11 protein-coding genes are annotated in these 16,355 nt (G+C 53.4%); 4 read left to right on the top strand and 7 right to left on the bottom strand.

What is annotated here, in order from left to right; translation table 11 throughout:
• Positions 1 to 44: 44 nt before the first annotated feature.
• The 4 genes from H144_RS0116400 to H144_RS32055 are packed head-to-tail and all read right to left on the bottom strand — an operon-like array spanning position 45 to position 6,849.
• Positions 45 to 1,532 carry a RagB/SusD family nutrient uptake outer membrane protein gene (locus H144_RS0116400; RefSeq protein WP_019943177.1) on the bottom strand — a complete coding sequence of 496 codons (1,488 nt, stop codon included), beginning with the start codon at positions 1,530 to 1,532 and terminating at the stop codon, positions 45 to 47.
• An 18-nt stretch (positions 1,533 to 1,550) separates the two neighbouring features.
• A complete protein-coding gene (locus tag H144_RS0116405; protein WP_019943178.1) occupies positions 1,551 to 5,102 on the bottom strand; it encodes a TonB-dependent receptor in 3,552 nt (1,183 codons plus the stop codon).
• Between the two features lie 26 nt (positions 5,103 to 5,128).
• Complete coding sequence (locus H144_RS0116410) at positions 5,129 to 6,214, bottom strand: FecR family protein (protein ID WP_019943179.1); 1,086 nt, start codon at positions 6,212 to 6,214, stop codon at positions 5,129 to 5,131.
• On the bottom strand, positions 6,211 to 6,849 hold the full coding sequence (locus H144_RS32055; RefSeq protein WP_019943180.1) for an RNA polymerase sigma factor: 639 nt from the start codon (positions 6,847 to 6,849) through the stop codon (positions 6,211 to 6,213). Before H144_RS32055 ends, H144_RS0116410 begins: the two co-directional genes overlap by 4 nt.
• Before the next feature lie 894 nt (positions 6,850 to 7,743).
• Here H144_RS32055 and H144_RS0116420 point away from each other — a divergent pair.
• Positions 7,744 to 8,211, top strand: a complete 468-nt coding sequence (locus H144_RS0116420) for a hypothetical protein (RefSeq protein ID WP_019943181.1) — start codon at positions 7,744 to 7,746, stop codon at positions 8,209 to 8,211.
• Positions 8,212 to 8,283: 72 nt separating this feature from the next.
• Here the strand turns inward: H144_RS0116420 and H144_RS0116425 are convergent, their stop codons facing one another.
• The 3 genes from H144_RS0116425 to H144_RS0116435 form a co-directional block, all read right to left on the bottom strand.
• On the bottom strand, positions 8,284 to 8,571 hold the full coding sequence (locus H144_RS0116425; protein WP_019943182.1) for a transcriptional repressor: 288 nt from the start codon (positions 8,569 to 8,571) through the stop codon (positions 8,284 to 8,286).
• A gap of 24 nt (positions 8,572 to 8,595) precedes the next feature.
• Entirely contained in the window at positions 8,596 to 9,312 is a 717-nt protein-coding gene (locus tag H144_RS0116430; protein ID WP_019943183.1) for a hypothetical protein, read from the bottom strand.
• 192 nt (positions 9,313 to 9,504) lie between these two features.
• Complete coding sequence (locus tag H144_RS0116435; RefSeq protein ID WP_033402908.1) at positions 9,505 to 11,856, bottom strand: GAF domain-containing protein; 2,352 nt, start codon at positions 11,854 to 11,856, stop codon at positions 9,505 to 9,507.
• Positions 11,857 to 12,080: 224 nt separating this feature from the next.
• Here H144_RS0116435 and H144_RS0116445 point away from each other — a divergent pair, with 224 nt between their 5' ends.
• The 3 genes from H144_RS0116445 to H144_RS0116455 all read left to right on the top strand — a co-directional run bounded on the left by H144_RS0116445 (position 12,081) and on the right by H144_RS0116455 (position 16,353).
• Positions 12,081 to 12,923, top strand: a complete 843-nt coding sequence (locus H144_RS0116445) for an SDR family NAD(P)-dependent oxidoreductase (protein ID WP_019943186.1) — start codon at positions 12,081 to 12,083, stop codon at positions 12,921 to 12,923.
• 74 nt (positions 12,924 to 12,997) lie between these two features.
• Positions 12,998 to 13,915 carry a helix-turn-helix domain-containing protein gene (locus H144_RS0116450; protein WP_019943187.1) on the top strand — a complete coding sequence of 306 codons (918 nt, stop codon included), beginning with the start codon at positions 12,998 to 13,000 and terminating at the stop codon, positions 13,913 to 13,915.
• A gap of 134 nt (positions 13,916 to 14,049) precedes the next feature.
• The gene (locus H144_RS0116455; RefSeq protein WP_019943188.1) at positions 14,050 to 16,353 is read left to right on the top strand and encodes a penicillin-binding protein 1A; all 2,304 of its coding nucleotides are present in this window, start codon (positions 14,050 to 14,052) and stop codon (positions 16,351 to 16,353) included.
• Positions 16,354 to 16,355: the final 2 nt, after the last annotated feature.

Consider the following 16,355-nt stretch of genomic DNA (forward strand, 5'->3'; position numbering starts at 1 on the left):
GCAATGTACGGGATAAACCGATGTTCGGACGTTTTTTGTTATAATTAATAACCCGGGTTTTGTGCCGGTACGCCGCCCGTCCCCAATGCTATATTCCGGTCGATTTCCGATTGCGGGATCGGCAGCAGCTCGTGGCGGTTGGCCTGGAAATAGGTGATCGGGTCGCCGCCGATGAGGGCCAGCTTGCCCGAGGCCCGCCAGCGCATAATGTCGCGGTTGCGTACCTGCTCGCCGGCGAGTTCGACCTTGCGTTCGTGCATGATGGCTTTCATCACTTCGTCCCTGGTCCTGCAGGGGAACGCGGCATTGGGGAATTGCGGGAGTTTGGCGGTTTTCAGGTCGGTGCGGCTGCGGACGTCGTTCAGGCGGGCGATGGCGTTGACGAGGCTGCCGGTTTCGTTTTCGCATTCGGCCAGCATGAGCAGCACCTCGGCATAGCGGATCAGACGCCGGTTGATCGCGCTCGCCACATTGCCCGGCGTGGCATTTTTATAACTGAGTGTATATTTTTTCCAGGATTCCTGCGTCATCCTGCCGCCTGCCCACGTATCGCCCACATCGTAAATGGTGGCTTTCCGGCGTACGTCGGCGGTTTCGAAATCCTTTTTCAAACCCGGTGCGGGCAGTACTATGCCGTTGCCCGTGTTCATATCATACTGCCGCGTACCATTGGTCGACTCACGGTAAAGGCCCTGGGCGTAATCGTCGCCCTCGTCTTCCGCCGCCGAGGGGTAGGGTGAGAACACACATTCGAAAATCGATTCCTTGTTGAACTCGGTTTCCTCGCGAAAGTTGTCGTTACTGTCGTCCGTGAGTGCGTACTGGCCCGGGGTACGTACCTTTTCGAGGTAAGTTTTGGCATTGGCGAAATCGCCCATTTGCATATAAATGCGGCCAAGCAATGCGTTGGCGGCACCTTTTGTGGCCCGGCCGTTATCTTTCGCATCGTAAGTGGAAGGCAATGCTTCGGCAGCCTCCTTCAAATCGTTAATGGCCGCTTCGTATACCGCCGGCTGCGTGGAACGTGGCACGAACCCGCTGAAATCGCTTACCGGTTTGGTAATCAGCGGTACGCCGCCCCACAGGCTCGCGAGTTCGAAATAGGAGAATGCGCGGAGAAACTTCGCTTCGGCTACGACGCGGTTTTTCAATGCCTCATCGTCGGTCACGGTGTTGTTGATCACTACATTGGCGCGGTGGATCACGATGTAAAAGCCTTTCCAGACGCGTTCCGTGTAAGAGTTGTTCACACCCAGCGAGCCGCGCAGGATCTCGCCCCGGTCGTCGGCGAGGGTAGTGCCTACGAAATCGTCGGAGCGAAGGTCATGGAGCCATACGTAGCAGTTGCCCACGAGGTAGCTGCCGTTCAGCGTCGTATAGGCGGCATTGACGCCCTTTTCCAGCTCCGCGGCAGTCTTGAAATAATTTTCGGAAGTCACGGCATTGGGATTCACCTTTTCGAGCTGGCTTTCGCAGCTGCCGAGCAATGCCATAGCGGTGATGAATGCGGGGAGAAGCGTATATTTTTTCATAGTATGCTGAATATCAATTTAAAAGCCTAATTGCACTCCCAGCGTAAATGAGCGGGCGGCGGGATATTGCCCGTAATCGATGCCATTTGTGAGGTTACCGGCGCCGCGGTTGCTGCCGATCTTCATCCCGATTTCCGGGTCGTAGCCCAGGTCGTATTTCGTAAACGTGAGCAGGTTTTGCGAAGAAAGATAGATGCGGAATTTCGAGAATGCGCCGTTGGTATTCTTTGCGAGCACGTCGGCGGGGAGTTCATAGCCGATACTGATGTTTTTGAGGCGTAAGTAGGAAGCATCCTGCAACCAGCGCTGCGATATGCGCGAATTGTCGTTCGGGTCGCTCCATTTAATACGCGGGTCGGTAGTGCTGGGGTTTTCGGCCGTCCAGGCATTTTCGAACGCACGGAGACTGCCGCCGAGCGGCCACCGGAATGCGCCGGCATAGACGCCTATGCCGCTGTAAATCTCGCCGCCCTGCACCCCCTGGAATAAGATCGATAGGTCGAAATGCTTGTAGCTGGCCGTGAAATTGAGGCCGTAGGTAAAATCGGGGAGGAAAGAGCCGATTACCTTACGGTCCTTGTCGTCTACCACGCCGTCGCCATTCAGGTCCCGGAAGCGGACGTCGCCGGGCGCAGTGGCCTGGGCCTGGTACCAGGCGCCGTCGGAGCCGGTTTTGGTGCGTGCGGCAGCGTTATCGGCATCCACTTCTGCCTGTGTCTGGTATATTTTGTCAAAATCCCAGCCGTAAAATGCCTGTATCGACTCGCCCGCCACGGTGCGCGTCACCGGCACTCCCCAGCTCGAAAAATAGTTGCCGTCACCGCCGTAAATCACGCCGCTGGGCGAATCGAGGCGCAGTACCTTGTTGCGCACCACGCTGATGTTGCCGCTGATGCCCCAGTTGAAATCCCGCTTGCCCGGCGAGCGGTAGCCCAATGCAAGCTCCCAGCCCTTGTTTTCCATTTTACCAATATTTACGTCCGTAAACTGCACGTAGCCGAACGACGGCGGCGTGGGCGCTTTCAGGATGAGGTTGTCGGTGGTGCGGTTGAAATACTCGGCGGTAACCGTTACGGAGTTGTTGAACAAGGAAGCATCCAGGCCGATATTCAGCTGGCTGGTCTTCTCCCATTTCAGGTTTTGGTTGGCTAGTTTGTTGTAAAAGGAGGCATTGACGGTGTTTTCATTGTTAAACGGATACGAGGAGTTGTATACCAATGATTGCCACGGGTAGTTGCTCAGCGACGTCGGGTTCAGCCCTGTAATGCCGTAGCTCGCGCGCAGCTTCATATCCGAGAGGAACGACAGCTTTTGCATAAACGATTCCTGACCGATGTTCCAGCCCACCGAGGCGGCCGGAAAGTTGGCAAACTTGTTGCCCGGCGCCCATACCGACGAGCCGTCGCGGCGAATGCTGGCATTGAGAATGTATTTGCCCTTGTACGCGTAGCCTGCGCGCACCACGTACGAGAGCAGCAGGTTTTCTTCCAAGGCATTCAATGCACTCAGGTTGGTAGCGCCGTTCAGCGTCCTGATGGCGGGATTGGATTGCTTGCCCGACATCATTTCCGTGCGGATTTTGCCGTTTTGGCCCTCGAAAACGAGGATTGCATTCAAATGATGGTCCGTGCCGAAAGTTTTATCGGCCGTGAGCTGCTCGGAAAACAGCAGCGACGAATAGGTGTTGCGGTTGCTCGAAATCGTCGAAAGACCATCGTTGGTTTTGAATACATTATTACCGTCGTTGACCGTATAGCTATTGTCGGCACCGTTTTCGAGCGAATTGGCATAGTCGATGCCGAATGTGCTTCGGAATTTAAGCCATTCGAACAATTTAACATCCAGGAATGCGCTGCCGAGGATTTTAGTGGTATTTCTGCGAAAAACAATGTTTTCAATGTCGGCGATCAGGTTTGGGAAAGGGTGCCCGTCGATGGCGTCGCCGCCGGCCTTGATCCACGCATTGCTGGTCGGGTCTTTGACGGGCAGATGAGGTAACGCGAATTGCAGCAGCGACAGCGGCGTACCCTGGTCGCCCGTCTGGCCGTCGGAATTATTATAAAGCTGCGAGGTGTAGGCCACGAGCAGGTTTTGTCCGAATGTGAAACGTTTGCCCAGGTCATGGCTGGAATTGACGCGAAAGTTGTAGCGGTCGAACCCTACGCCTTTGACAATGCCTTCCTGCCGCATGTAGCCTGCTGAGCTGTAAAAAGTCGATTGATCGCTGCCGCCGGAAAGCGAGAGGTTATTGCCCGTCATGAAGCCTTTTTTGAAATACAAATCCTGCCAGTCGGTATTCGTTTGCGCGTAGGTTTGCGGGGCGCCGGGGTAGGGGAGTTTGTTCATCCCGGCGGTAGTGTACCGGCTGGGCCTCGCGCCGGCATTCTCCTGGTTGGCCCCCGAAAACATGGCGTCCATGAACCGCGAGCGTTGTTCGGTATTCATCGGATCAAGCTTGCGCCAGGGCGATTCGATACCGGCATAGGAATCGAGGTTGACCGTCATCTTTTTGTTGCGCTGGCCTTTTTTGGTCGTTAGCAAAATGACCCCGTTCGTTGCCCGCGACCCGTAAATGGCCGCCGCACTGGCATCTTTGAGGATTTCCACGGACTCCACATCGCGGTTGTCGAAGCTGGCAAGGTTGGTGGTAGGAAAGCCGTCGATCACGTAAAGCGGGTCGGTCGAGAAGCTGACGGAGCTCACGCCGCGAATGCGGATGTTGGGAGCCGTGCCGGGCGAGCTTACATTGGTGACCGTCAGCCCCGGTACGCGCCCCTGCAATGCCTGGCCTACTTCCGCCACGGGCAGCTCGGTCAGTTCTTTGGCCGATACCCTGGAAATGGCGCTTGTGAGTTCGCGCTTGATCTGCGTGCCGTAACCAACCACCACCACCTCGTCCAATGCTTTCAGGTTAGGTGCGAGTTGTATTTCCACCTGTGACTGGTTGCCCAGCGGCACTTCCCGGCTCAGGTACCCGACGTACGAAAACACGATCGTGCCAGCATTATCTGGTACGAGAAGCGAAAAATGGCCCTCCGCATTTGTGGTGGTGCCCTGGGTGGTGCCTTTCACGACCACACTCACGCCCGGCAGGCCCTCGCCGGTTTCGCTTTTCACGGTGCCGGTAATGGTCCTGTCGACGGCCGTCGCCTGCGCGGCGTTGGCGGGCGGCACGGCTTCGCCCGTGGGAGCAGGCTGTTGGCTGAGGACGATCTGATTGCCTGCCACGCGGTAATGGACACGCATCGGTTTCAGTACCGTTTCGAGCACCTCGCGCAGGGGCTGGTTCTGAGCGCTGACGGATGTGCGGCGATCGGCCTGGATAACCCTGGGGCTATACGTAAAGCGGATTTCCGTGAGCTCCTCAATGCGATGGAGGATGTTTTTGAGCGTCGCATCCTCCGCACGGAGCGAAATGCGCTTGTCGAGCAGCTCCTGTGCCGGCGTTTTCATGGCCAGGGCCATTTGCAGGCCCAGGACGACAACAAGCAGCGGCAGAGCGGTGGCGCTCACGACGCTCAGCAGGCCGCGCCTCCGTGGGAGGCCGCGCTTTTGCAAGGGTTTTTCCATAAAATTGATTTGCCTGGAAGGGCGGTTTATTGACAACCTTTACCATCGATGACCACCTGGCCGTCGGTAACCTTGTAGTGGGCCTGGATCGTCTCGCAGACAATGCTGAGCTTGTCGTACAGCGACCCGTCGTTGAGCGAGCCCGTCATATTGCATTCCTTCAAATTGTCGGCGTCGTAGATCATCTTCACGCCATAGGCCGCTTCCAAGGCATTCAGCACGGCCGGAATGGGCGTTTCCGAGAAGTCGAGCCGTATTTTTGCATTTGACCGGTCGAGTACCGCGGGCTGCTCTACCAGTGTTTTGACGAATTTTTCCTCCTTTTTCACAAATATTGCCTCCTGGTTGGGCGTCAGGATAACCTCTTCGGAAAGCATTGGGTCGGGTTTGGTGCCGGATTGCTGTTTGAAAACCGTCACTTTCCCCGTGCGTACCCCTACGGACACATTTGCGTCGGATTCGTATGCCTTAATGCGGAAACTCGTGCCGAGCACCTTCGTCACCACTTTGCCTGAATACACGATAAACGGCCGTTCGGTATCCCGCGACACATCGAAAAAAGCCGCGCCCGTAAGGAAAACTTCGCGCGACGTTTTACCGAATTGGCGCCCTATCCGCAATGTGCTGTGCGCTTCAAGCGTGACATGGCTGCTGTCGGGCAGCGTGATCGTGCGCGGGGTGCCGGCATCGTTGGCTTCCAGGATTTCCGTTTGTATATCCGCCCGTCCCGTACGTTCATCCCAAATGCTCGGAGTGTTGGAGTCCATCAGCCTCCATGCCGCCAGCATGCCCACCAGCAATACCGAAGCCGCCGCAACCCATCCAACGCGCCGCAGCGTAGCGGAGCCTACCCTCGCGCCGCCATCCATTGTCGTGTCTTTCAGCACCCGGTCAATGGCTTGCTGGATTTCAGAGTCCCCGATTTCAAGGGGGGCAATGCGCAATGCGATTACCATCGACTTTGCTTTTTCCAGCATTTCATATTGTTCCGGGTGGGTGTTTTGCCAGGTTTCCCAAAAAAGGTCGCCGGGCGGCAGCTCGCTCAACGCCCATTTCCGGAAATACGGGTCCTGGACAAAATCTTCTGTCTGGTATGTGAGGTAAGTTTTCATGCCTGGAAAATGGAGGAAATAGCGGTTATGAGCGACAGAAACCAGTTTTTACGCAGCATCCGCAGCGCCTCATATACCAGGTTCACCGCGGAATGATAATGGATCGACATCACGCGGGCGATGTCCTCATATTCCATTTCCTGAAAAAAGCGAAGGTAAATGGCCTCGCGCTGGCGTTTGGAAAGCTTTTCGAGGTTCGCCTGCAGGCGTTTTAATTCCTCGTGCTGCACCTCGTGGCTTACCAGGTACGATTCGATCGCGAACTGGACTTCCAGGTGGTACTCGTCATTCAGTTCTTCCGCCTCGCGGAACCAGCGGAGCCGTTTGGTTTCCCGGAACAACCGGTGGCGAAGCGAGCTCAGCAAATAGGGTTTCAGCTTTTGCACGGCCGAGAGTTTCTGCCGGTTGTTCCAAAGGTCGATGAAGAGGTCGTGCAGGCAATCCTTCACAAATTCTCTGTCGCGCTGGAACTGCATGCCGTAATTGAGCAGTACCGGATAGTAAGTCTGCATGATCTCCGCGAATGCCTGCCTGTCGCCCGCCTGAAATGCTTCGCGTACGGCCTGGTCGCACGCGTCGGGAGGCCGTAAGGCAGCCGTGTCGGCAGGGGAGTGTGCGGCTTTGGTGATCGGCATGTCAAATCGGTTTTATCTAATTATGGCTGGGATAGTTCCTATTTTGATGCATTCTACTCATTAGAGTCAGGAACGGGCGCTTTGTCCTGAAAATTTTCAAAAAAAATTTTACCGACCATACGCTGGATCATACCTGACGGTCAAAAAGTTTAGTGGGACTAAAATTCCGGGGTGCGGCCTTGCAGGTTGTCATAATAGTTACTACAAGTAACCCTGCGCGTACTTATTCTCTCAATTAAACAGAAAATGATCGCTGCCAGGCAGCAATTGCGTTGTCTTTTCATTAACCGTTGATTGATAGTAAGTTTTATTTCCAACCGGAATTTGTCGCCGGAATTTCCCCGCTTTCGTTCATGAAAACGTAATTCTTAGGTGAAAATAGGACTGACTAACTACTTCTACATTTCCGCGTTCGATTGCCAGGGCGCTTTGCGGACCGTAAAATGGATTAACCGGGTGAATTAGTTTTTGGCTTGCGGTGGGAAACGTGGTTTATCACCGATGTGAATGCAAATGGAAATATATTTTTTTTGTAACCGAATGAGACAAATTCGTTTGCAAGTGTCGTTGTAAAAAGTGCTGGCCGATAGGCGGATTGCTATCATCGTAAAAACGAAATGGGTTGTGTGAAGACGGGGCGGGCGTGCAATATTAAAATGCAAAACGGGCGTATTCAAATATGTTCGGATGAACAGCCGGGGATGGTTTTTATTTGCAATATAATTTAAATGCGATTGGTAAAACGCTAAATAGAAATGGGGCTCCCCGCGCGAACACACTCATTATTTTTCGCCAGTTTTGGCATGTTAATTATTATAAGAAAGTATTTTAATAAAATGTTAACTTCATTACTTTTGCGAAAGTAATAATCCACCAGCAACCCGTAATTTATTTATGAAAGCAAGAGCAATTAAATTCTTTTCTCCCGAGGATAATGTTTCGGTAACAAAAAAGCCTCAGGAGAAACCAAAGCCAACCGGCTACATTTCCTCGTCAGGTAAGCTGGTCCTTCCTCCCAAAACCCTGGAAGAATTAGGAATCGAACCTGAAACTGCGCAGTTCAAAATCGGAGCGCAACAAGGAAAAAGATCATTGAAGTATCTTTATCTGATCCCCAGCACAGATGAAAACGGAACATTCCCCCTTACCAGAAGCGGCCGCGGATATTCGATCCCGCTCGAACTGATTCTGCGCAAAGGCGGCGTGGATTTTGAGAACACCAAGTTTATTTTTGAAATAACCCTTTTCAATTACGACGACGGCGTTGTCGGATTTGAACTTGCCTTGGGAACGGAAGAACCCAAACCCGCATACACCGGCAAACCCCGGGGCCGCAAACCCAAGAACGCGGTTGTCGCCTGATAATACACCATCAAAAAGGGCCTGTTTGCGCAGGCCCTTTTTGTTAAGTTCTGGTAAACAGCATTTTTTACGTCAGTTATCCGCCGCATTCCTGATGGGTTCAGGAATGCCGAACAGGTTTTTGCGGCTGTCCGTCGCAAAACGGCGCTCCGCAAAACCCGCGCTTACGAGCCAGTTGAGCGATTCGTAGACCGTCGCAGGGCTGATCTTGATCCCGCGGCTGCGCATATCCCGCCATAACGTATCCCCATCGGTATATTCATTGGTGACCAGCAACTGGTCGGCCACAATTACCCGTTTTTCAGCCAAACGTATTTTATGGTGGATGCAATAAGCGCTGATTTGTTCGTACAAGGACATGCGGATGAATGCTCTTTTGAAAAACTATTTTCCAACTTCTACCAGCAAAGTAGCGCTGCGCCAGAACGCCTTGTATTCTTTCCCATTATGCGTTCCCGAATCTTTCCAGCTTTTGGAAACTTCGATGAAATAGGTTCCCGGCCAAAGCGGAACGAATTCCGCCAAACCTTTTTCGTCGGTGCTGATTTGCTTGCTCCATCCCGAAGGCGACGCTACCGATATATACAGTTTTTCATTGCCATTGTTTTTGGCAATACCGCGCAGGTCGAGCGGGCTGTTTACTTTGTAAGTTTTAGCGGGATCTGCAAAAAGGCTTAGTTCGTTTACATTAGCACCGGGATTATTACCGGCATCGGCTTTGCCCACGGTTACTAATGCGCTGGCATTGAACTGATAAACAGTGGTACCGCCCAGCTCTTTCGCAGTATGTCCCACCGATAGCGTGTATACGCCCTGCTGGTCGGGAGTGAATTCTGCGGTGAAATGGTCGTCGGCAGCTACGGTCGCCAATTTGGTGCGTTTCTGATCGGGGGCGATGAGCCAGAGTTCGAATTCCTTTACATCCGAATACCACTCGCCCAGTTTTTCGGGCTTGTCGCCCGGCTCGGCATAGATGATTTTAATGGACTGTTTTTGCCCGGCTTTTCCTTTTGGCGCAGTCTGAATCCAAAGCGCGTGAGCAAAAAGCTGAGCGGAACAGCAAAGTAGAAAAGCAATAGCGAGAAGTTGTTTTTTTAACATGATTTGAGAAAAATGAGTAGTAAAATAGCGCAGGCAAATGCATTGCAGCGTGCGCTTGTGGACGTGCAAATATAGTCTATTTGTAATAAGTCCAAATAATGTTTGAATTAAAATAAACAATATATTCCACTGCGCCGGAGTCGGGACCGACACTGTGGAGTAGACTTGAATTGCTGTTATGCGTAGATCCTCTTATTTAGCCGGGTTGTACACGATCCCCAGCCGCAGTGCCCTCAACCCGCTCAGGCCTTGCAGGTCTTCGAGTTCGAGTTCTTCGGTAACGGGGTCTAATGCATTGGTTTCCTGCAAATAGTGGATGAACGGCAGGTAATCCTCGATGTCGCGGTGGTGCAGGTAAATGAGGGCGATCTTGTCGGGCTGCGTGAGGCGTTCGTCGGAGTATTTGATCCGTACCTTGTCGATGCGTTTCTTGATCATCTGGTACCGGATGTTGTACGCGCCTTCGACGTCGAATTTACGTTCATCGGCCCGGAAGCTGATATCGATCATGTGGTTGTGTACGAATATCAGTTGCGTCGTATGCAGCGCCATCGGCATGTCGGCCAGCAGGCTGCGGGTCAGTTTGGCCACTTCGATCATCGACGACAGCTGCCATAACCGCAGGTTTTTCAAATGAAAATGGCTGAACGGCCTGTCCGGCGCGATGGATTGGCCGATGTAAATATCGTATTCGATGCCGTCCGTCCTGAATTTCTCGAAATAGCAGGGGTATGACTGTTGCAGCGTGTCTTTTTCGTCTTCGAAATACCGGTTCACGGCCGTGTTGATGAGCTCCATCGACCGGTCCACATTCTGGCGGTTGCGGTGCACCTCGCCCTGCGCGGCGTGCGTGAGGCCGAGGTAGTCTTCAATGAGGGCAGTCGTGCGCGCATCCTGCTGCGACAAATGCACCAGGTAGTTGCGTGCTTCTTCGTTCAGGAAGTTGGTCAGGTTGTTTTCAGAAGTACTGTTCAGTTCGCCCTGCTGAACGGATTGCTGCCATTTGGAAGTATGGAAACGCAGCTCCTGCATGAGCGACGACCGGTCGAAGGGCAGGAGGGCATTCAGGAGCTCATCGAGCTTGCCGAGGTAATGCCCCAGGTCGGCGCGGATGGCCGTGTTGCGCTCGTTGGTGGAATTACGGATGTCGATGGCGCCATACAGCGGGTATACGTCGAAAAAAGCGATGTTTTCGCTTACTTCCGGCAGGCCTTTTTTGCGGCGGTGGAGGTAATGCCAGGCGGCATCGTTGAACTTCCATTGCACGGCGGGCTGTATCGACGTGAATTTCTCCTTGATAATGCCTTCGAGTTCGAGGTTGAACTCTTCGATATAGATATTGAGCAGTTGGGCCACGGGCGCGAATGCCATTTCGAGCCAGGCCATTTTCTTCTCATCGAAACGCTCGTCCTCCCACGTATGCATGCACAGCACGCCCACGAGTTTTTGTTCCACAAAAAGCGGTACCAATGCCAGCGAGCGCACATTCAGGTTGCGGAACGGCGTCAGCCAGCCGATCTGCCGGGCGTCTTCACTTTGAATATCAGATGAAAAAAACGACACGGGCTTGGCGGCGTAGCTTTCGGCCTGCCGGCGAAATTCTTCCGGCGTGAGGCGGTTTTCGCCCCAGATCTGAAAAAGTACGCCCGTGCCTGCCTGCTCATACCCGTACACCGCCTGCCCGTTCACCCGTACGAACGGGAAGAGATCGAACTCGATGCGGTTGTTCTGTACCAGTGTTTTCAGCGACTGGATAATGCGCTGGTACCGCGAAGGGCTATCGCCGGGAATGCGGTTGAATTGCACCTTTTTGATATTCTCGACGGCCATCCGCGCGGTAACGTCGGTGACCGTAATCACGGCGAAGCCCCTGAATTTGAACATACCCAGCGGCAGCATTTTCTGCAACTGCAAATGCCCGTCTTTTTCGCTGAAATGCGCGTATATCTCCACAAAATTGAGTTCCGGCAATTCTTTCTTTGCGGACACCTCCACAAACTCGGGGCTGACCAATACTTCAAAATAGCGAAGGAGGCCGGTATGCACGTCGGTCCATGCATGGTACTGTTGTATTTTAACGGGTACCTGAAAATTGTACAGCCTTTGGAGAATAAGGGTATAAATCAGGTGGAGACGTTCGCGCTGGTAATCGTCGGGATTTTTCTGCAACTCGTAATGCTGCTCGAAAGGCTTCGTGTTGAGCATTTCAAAAAGCAGGTCGGTGCCGTAAAAAATGTAGGGGTACAATGGAAAGCTCATGCCCCACGCCAGCTGGTGTTCCGATGCGAGCGGGGCCGAGAGTGTGCCGTAAATGTATTCGAAAAAGTCGCTGTACTGCGCGGCTTCTTCCAGGGGAATGTCGCCCTCGGGCAGGTTGTTTTCGCGGAAATGGTGGAGGATATTTTTATAAAAAGCCGATTTGAGCGTGCGTTCTTCGGCAATGCGCTTTTCTAGGAAGCGGACGTACGGCATCAGCGAAATGGCCGAATCGAGGTCGAGCGGCAATGCCCGCATTCCGGATACGTCGAGTACTTCGTTTTTCATGGTGCTAAGCTGGGCGTTGGAGGCATAAATATACGACACGCCATTTGAAAAAAGGTGCGTTCCTTTCAATGGTTGAAAGCGCCCGTTTGCAGCCCGCGACCAGGATCGGCGCTGCTCATTGCGGCAACGTAAAAGTGTATCTCATTTACGGATTTTTGTATAAGATGCGGACGGTGGCGACCCGGTAATTTTGTAGCATCAAAACACAAAAACAATTGTCAACCATGTCAAAAACTATTTTTATTACCGGCGCTTCCAAGGGATTTGGCCGTATATGGACCGAGGCTTTTTTGCAAAGAGGCGATAAAGTGGCCGCTTCTGCCCGCAACATTGAAACGCTGCAAGAACTCGCAGCACAATATCCTGACACCCTGCTGCCCATTCAGCTGGATGTGAACGACCGCGCGGCCAGCTTCGCCGCCGTTCAGCAGGCAGCTGCGCATTTCGGCAGCCTCGATGTCGTGATCAACAATGCCGGCTACGGGTTGTTCGGGACGATTGAAGAAACGAGTGAAAAAGAAGCACGCGACCAGATCGAAACCAACGTTTTCGGCTTGCTTTGGGTGACGCAGGCGGCTATTCCCGTGATGCGCGCACAGGGCGGCGGCCATATCCTACAAGTGTCAAGCGTGCTTGGCGTGGCTACGTTGCCGGTGCTGGGGCTTTACAACGCGTCCAAATGGGCCGTGGAAGGGCTAAGCGAAACCCTGGCGACGGAAGTCAAAGACTTCGGTATCAAGATCACGCTCGTGGAACCCAACGGCTTCTCGACCGACTGGGGCGGCGCTTCCGCGGTCCACAGCGAACCGATTGCCCTGTACGACGGCGTGAAAGCGGCATTGTACGCCGGATTAACCCCCGATACGATCGGCGATCCCGCCGCTACTTCGGACGCGATCCTGAAAGTGGTGGACGAAGAAAACCCTCCGTTGCGAATTTTCCTTGGTAAAGTGGGGCTCCCCTGGCTGAGCCAGGTCTACGCCGACCGCCTCGCCACCTGGGAAGAATGGAAAGAAGTGGCCGACGCTGCACACGGAGGCGCCGCCGTTGGCGAAATCACGGCCTGATTGAATGTTAGTAATGATTGATTAAATTGGGGGTCTGCACCTGTAACGGGTGCAGATTTAACCGTTTCAAAACAATGGAACACTACAAAACGATTACCGAGCTGCGCCGAAGCAGCAACATGCCGGCACCGGAGCACCCTATGATCAGCATGTTTACCTGCGACGAACTGAAAAGCTGCACGGTGGGCAACCGCGAGTTCACGACGGATTTTTACCTGATCGCATTCAAAAAGATCAAGGCGGGGCATATCCTTTACGGCCGCACGAAGTACGATCATGAAAATGGATCGATGATTTTCTCCAAGCCACGGCAGGTCATCGAGATCAGCAATATCGAACTGGAAGAAAGGGGCTTTATGCTTTACGTCCACGAAGATTTCCTCAATGGCCACCCTTTGCATTCCGAGATAAAGAAATACGGTTTTTTCGACTACGAGGCCAATGAGGCCCTCCATTTGTCGGAGCGGGAGGAACAGATTATCTGGGACCTTTTCACCCGCATTCAAACAGAACACTACAACAATACCGACGAATACAGCCGCGACATTATGCTCACGCACCTGGATTCGATGCTAAAATATTCGCAGCGGTTTTACAAACGCCAGTTCATCAACCGGACGCAATTGTCGGGTACCACGGTTTCGCGCTTTAATGAAAGTCTTGCCAGCTATTTCGGGCAGGGAAATTTCCAGGAGAGAGGGCTGCCGTCCGTAAAACTGATGGCCGATATGCTCAAAACCTCGCCGCGCTACCTGAGCGATCTGCTCAAACAGGAGACCGGTAAAACGGCCATCGAGCTGATCCACATTTTTCTCGTGTCGGAAGCCAAGAATATGCTGCACAGCACGGATAAAACCGTGGCGGAAACAGCCTACCTGCTCGGTTTCGAAAACCCGCCGTATTTTTCACGGTTATTCAAAAAGGAAACCGGCTACACCCCGAACGAGTATAAAAAGCGGCTGGATTTCGCCTTGCAGGGCGGCGTGGCGTAGTGATTTGGGAGAATGTATGTTTAAATATTTTCTCCCAAATAATGGCGAAAATTGCCCCGGTTACGTTCTAATAGCTGATTTGTGGATCAAATTCGTTTATTTGGTCGGTTTATTAGACGTTACTCTGCACTTACATGATTCAATTGAAACCCGGGAAATACCGGCGTACTATCCTAAACCTCTGGCGCGCCTTCGGTATCGGTTTGGCCCTGCTGATTTTTTACATTGCGGCCGTCAACTACAACTTCTTCTGGCTTTTCGGCGGCATGCCCGACCTGAAAGCACTCGAAAACCCGAAAAGCGAGGTCGCTTCCGAGCTGATTTCGCAGGACGGCAAATCGCTCGGTAAATACCTGATAGAGAACCGCTCGCCCGTCGAGATCTCCGATATTTCCCCCAACCTTATCAACGCGTTGATCGCCACAGAGGATACCCGTTTTATCAGCCATTCGGGGATTGACCCGCGTAGCCTTTTACGTGTGGCAAAGGGCATCCTCACCGCCAATGCGAGCTCCGGCGGAGGCAGTACGCTGACCCAGCAGGTGGCGAAAAACCTCTTCAACACCCGTTCGGAAGAGTTTGAGGGCTCATTGAGCAAAATCCCCGGCGTGCGCATCGTGATCGCAAAAACGAAGGAATGGATTCTCTCCATTATCCTCGAAAAGAAATACACGAAGCAGGAAATCATGCAGATGTACCTGAATACCGTGTCGTTCGGGAACAATGCGTTCGGGATCAAAGTCGCGGCTAAAACGTATTTCAATGCCGACGTGTCGGAACTCGACATTCCCCAATCGGCCATGCTGGTGGGTATGCTTCAGAACCCGACGATCTATAACCCGGTCCGGTTCCCGCAGAATGCGATCAACCGCCGCAATACCGTACTCGCGCAAATGCGGAAGTACGACGATATTACGGAAGAGGACTTTAACCTGCTGAAAGATAAACCGCTGGGGCTTCAATTCGCGATGGAAACGCATGCGAACGGGCCGGCGCCGTATTTCTGGGAATCGATGCGCGGCTACCTGAAAGCCTGGGTGAAATTGTACAACGAGGAAAACGGCACCGACCTTAACCTCTACACGAGCGGCCTGCGCATTTACACGACCATCGACTCGCGCATGCAATCGTACATGGAAGAGGCGCTTACCCGGCATATGCAGGAACAGCAGAAAATTTTCAGTGATCACTGGAAAGGCCGTAACCCGTGGATCGACGAGGACGGGAAGGAAATTCCGGGCTTCATCAACACGGCTGTTCGCCGCCTGCCCTATTTCAACCTCCTGAAAAACAAGCTAGGCGAGGAAGAAGCCTGGAAGGTCATGAACAAGCCTTATAAGATGAAGGTGTTCTCGTGGGACGGCGAAAAGGAAGTGACCATGAGCCCTATCGACTCCATTAAATATTACAAACGATTCCTTCGCGCGGGCATGATGGCCATGGACCCGCGCAACGGGCACGTGAAAGCGTGGGTAGGAGGCATTAATTTCAAATATTTCCAGTACGACCACGTGAAGCAGGGCCGCCGCCAGCCGGGCTCGACGTTCAAGCCGTTTGTATACACGGCCGGGCTGGACAAAAATTTCATTACGCCCTGCGAAAAAATCATGGATTCGCCGGTAACATTCCAGGCAGGGATCGACGATGTGAACGAAGATTACACGCCGAAAAACTCGAATGGCGTCTATTCCGAGCAGCCGCTCTCGCTGCGGCAGGCGCTGGGGAAATCGGTGAACTCGGTGACGGCCAATATCATGAAAATGGTGAAAGCGAACACCGTGGTGGACTACGCGCACAAGCTGGGCATTACGAGCGAGCTGCCCGCTACACCTGCATTGTGCCTCGGTACGGGCGATGTTTCCGTTTACGAAATGGTATCGGCCTATTGTTCATTTGCCAATGGAGGGTACAAGGTGATGCCGATGACAATCCTGCGCATCGAGGACCGCCACGGCAAGCTGCTGGCAGAGTTCCACGAGCAGCAAAGCCAGGAACTGAGCGAAACAATGGCCTATAATATGCTGTACCTCATGCGCGGTGCCGTGGAAGATCCGGGCGGTACGGCCGGCCGGCTGCACCAGTACGGGGTGACGGCAGGCAACGAGATCGCCGCCAAAACCGGTACTTCGCAAAACCATTCCGACGGCTGGTTCATGGGCATGACGCACAACCTCGTGGCCGGCGTGTGGGTTGGCGGCGAGGACCGGAGCATCCACTTCCGTACGCTCGCGCTCGGGCAGGGCGGGCGCGTGGCCATGCCCGCATGGGGATCGTTCATGCAGAAGGTTTATAACGACCAGACCCTCGTCCAGTATCGCAAGGGCCCGTTCAACCGCCCCGCCGATTATACAGGCGAATGCGCCGCTGATTCATCCACGGTCACCGAAGACGTTTACACCCCGCCGAAAAAGTCCGATGACGAAGGGGTGTTGTTTTAACA

It is taken from the genome of Dyadobacter beijingensis DSM 21582 (genome assembly GCF_000382205.1).
In the GTDB taxonomy this organism is placed as follows: Bacteria; Bacteroidota; Bacteroidia; order Cytophagales; family Spirosomataceae; genus Dyadobacter; species Dyadobacter beijingensis.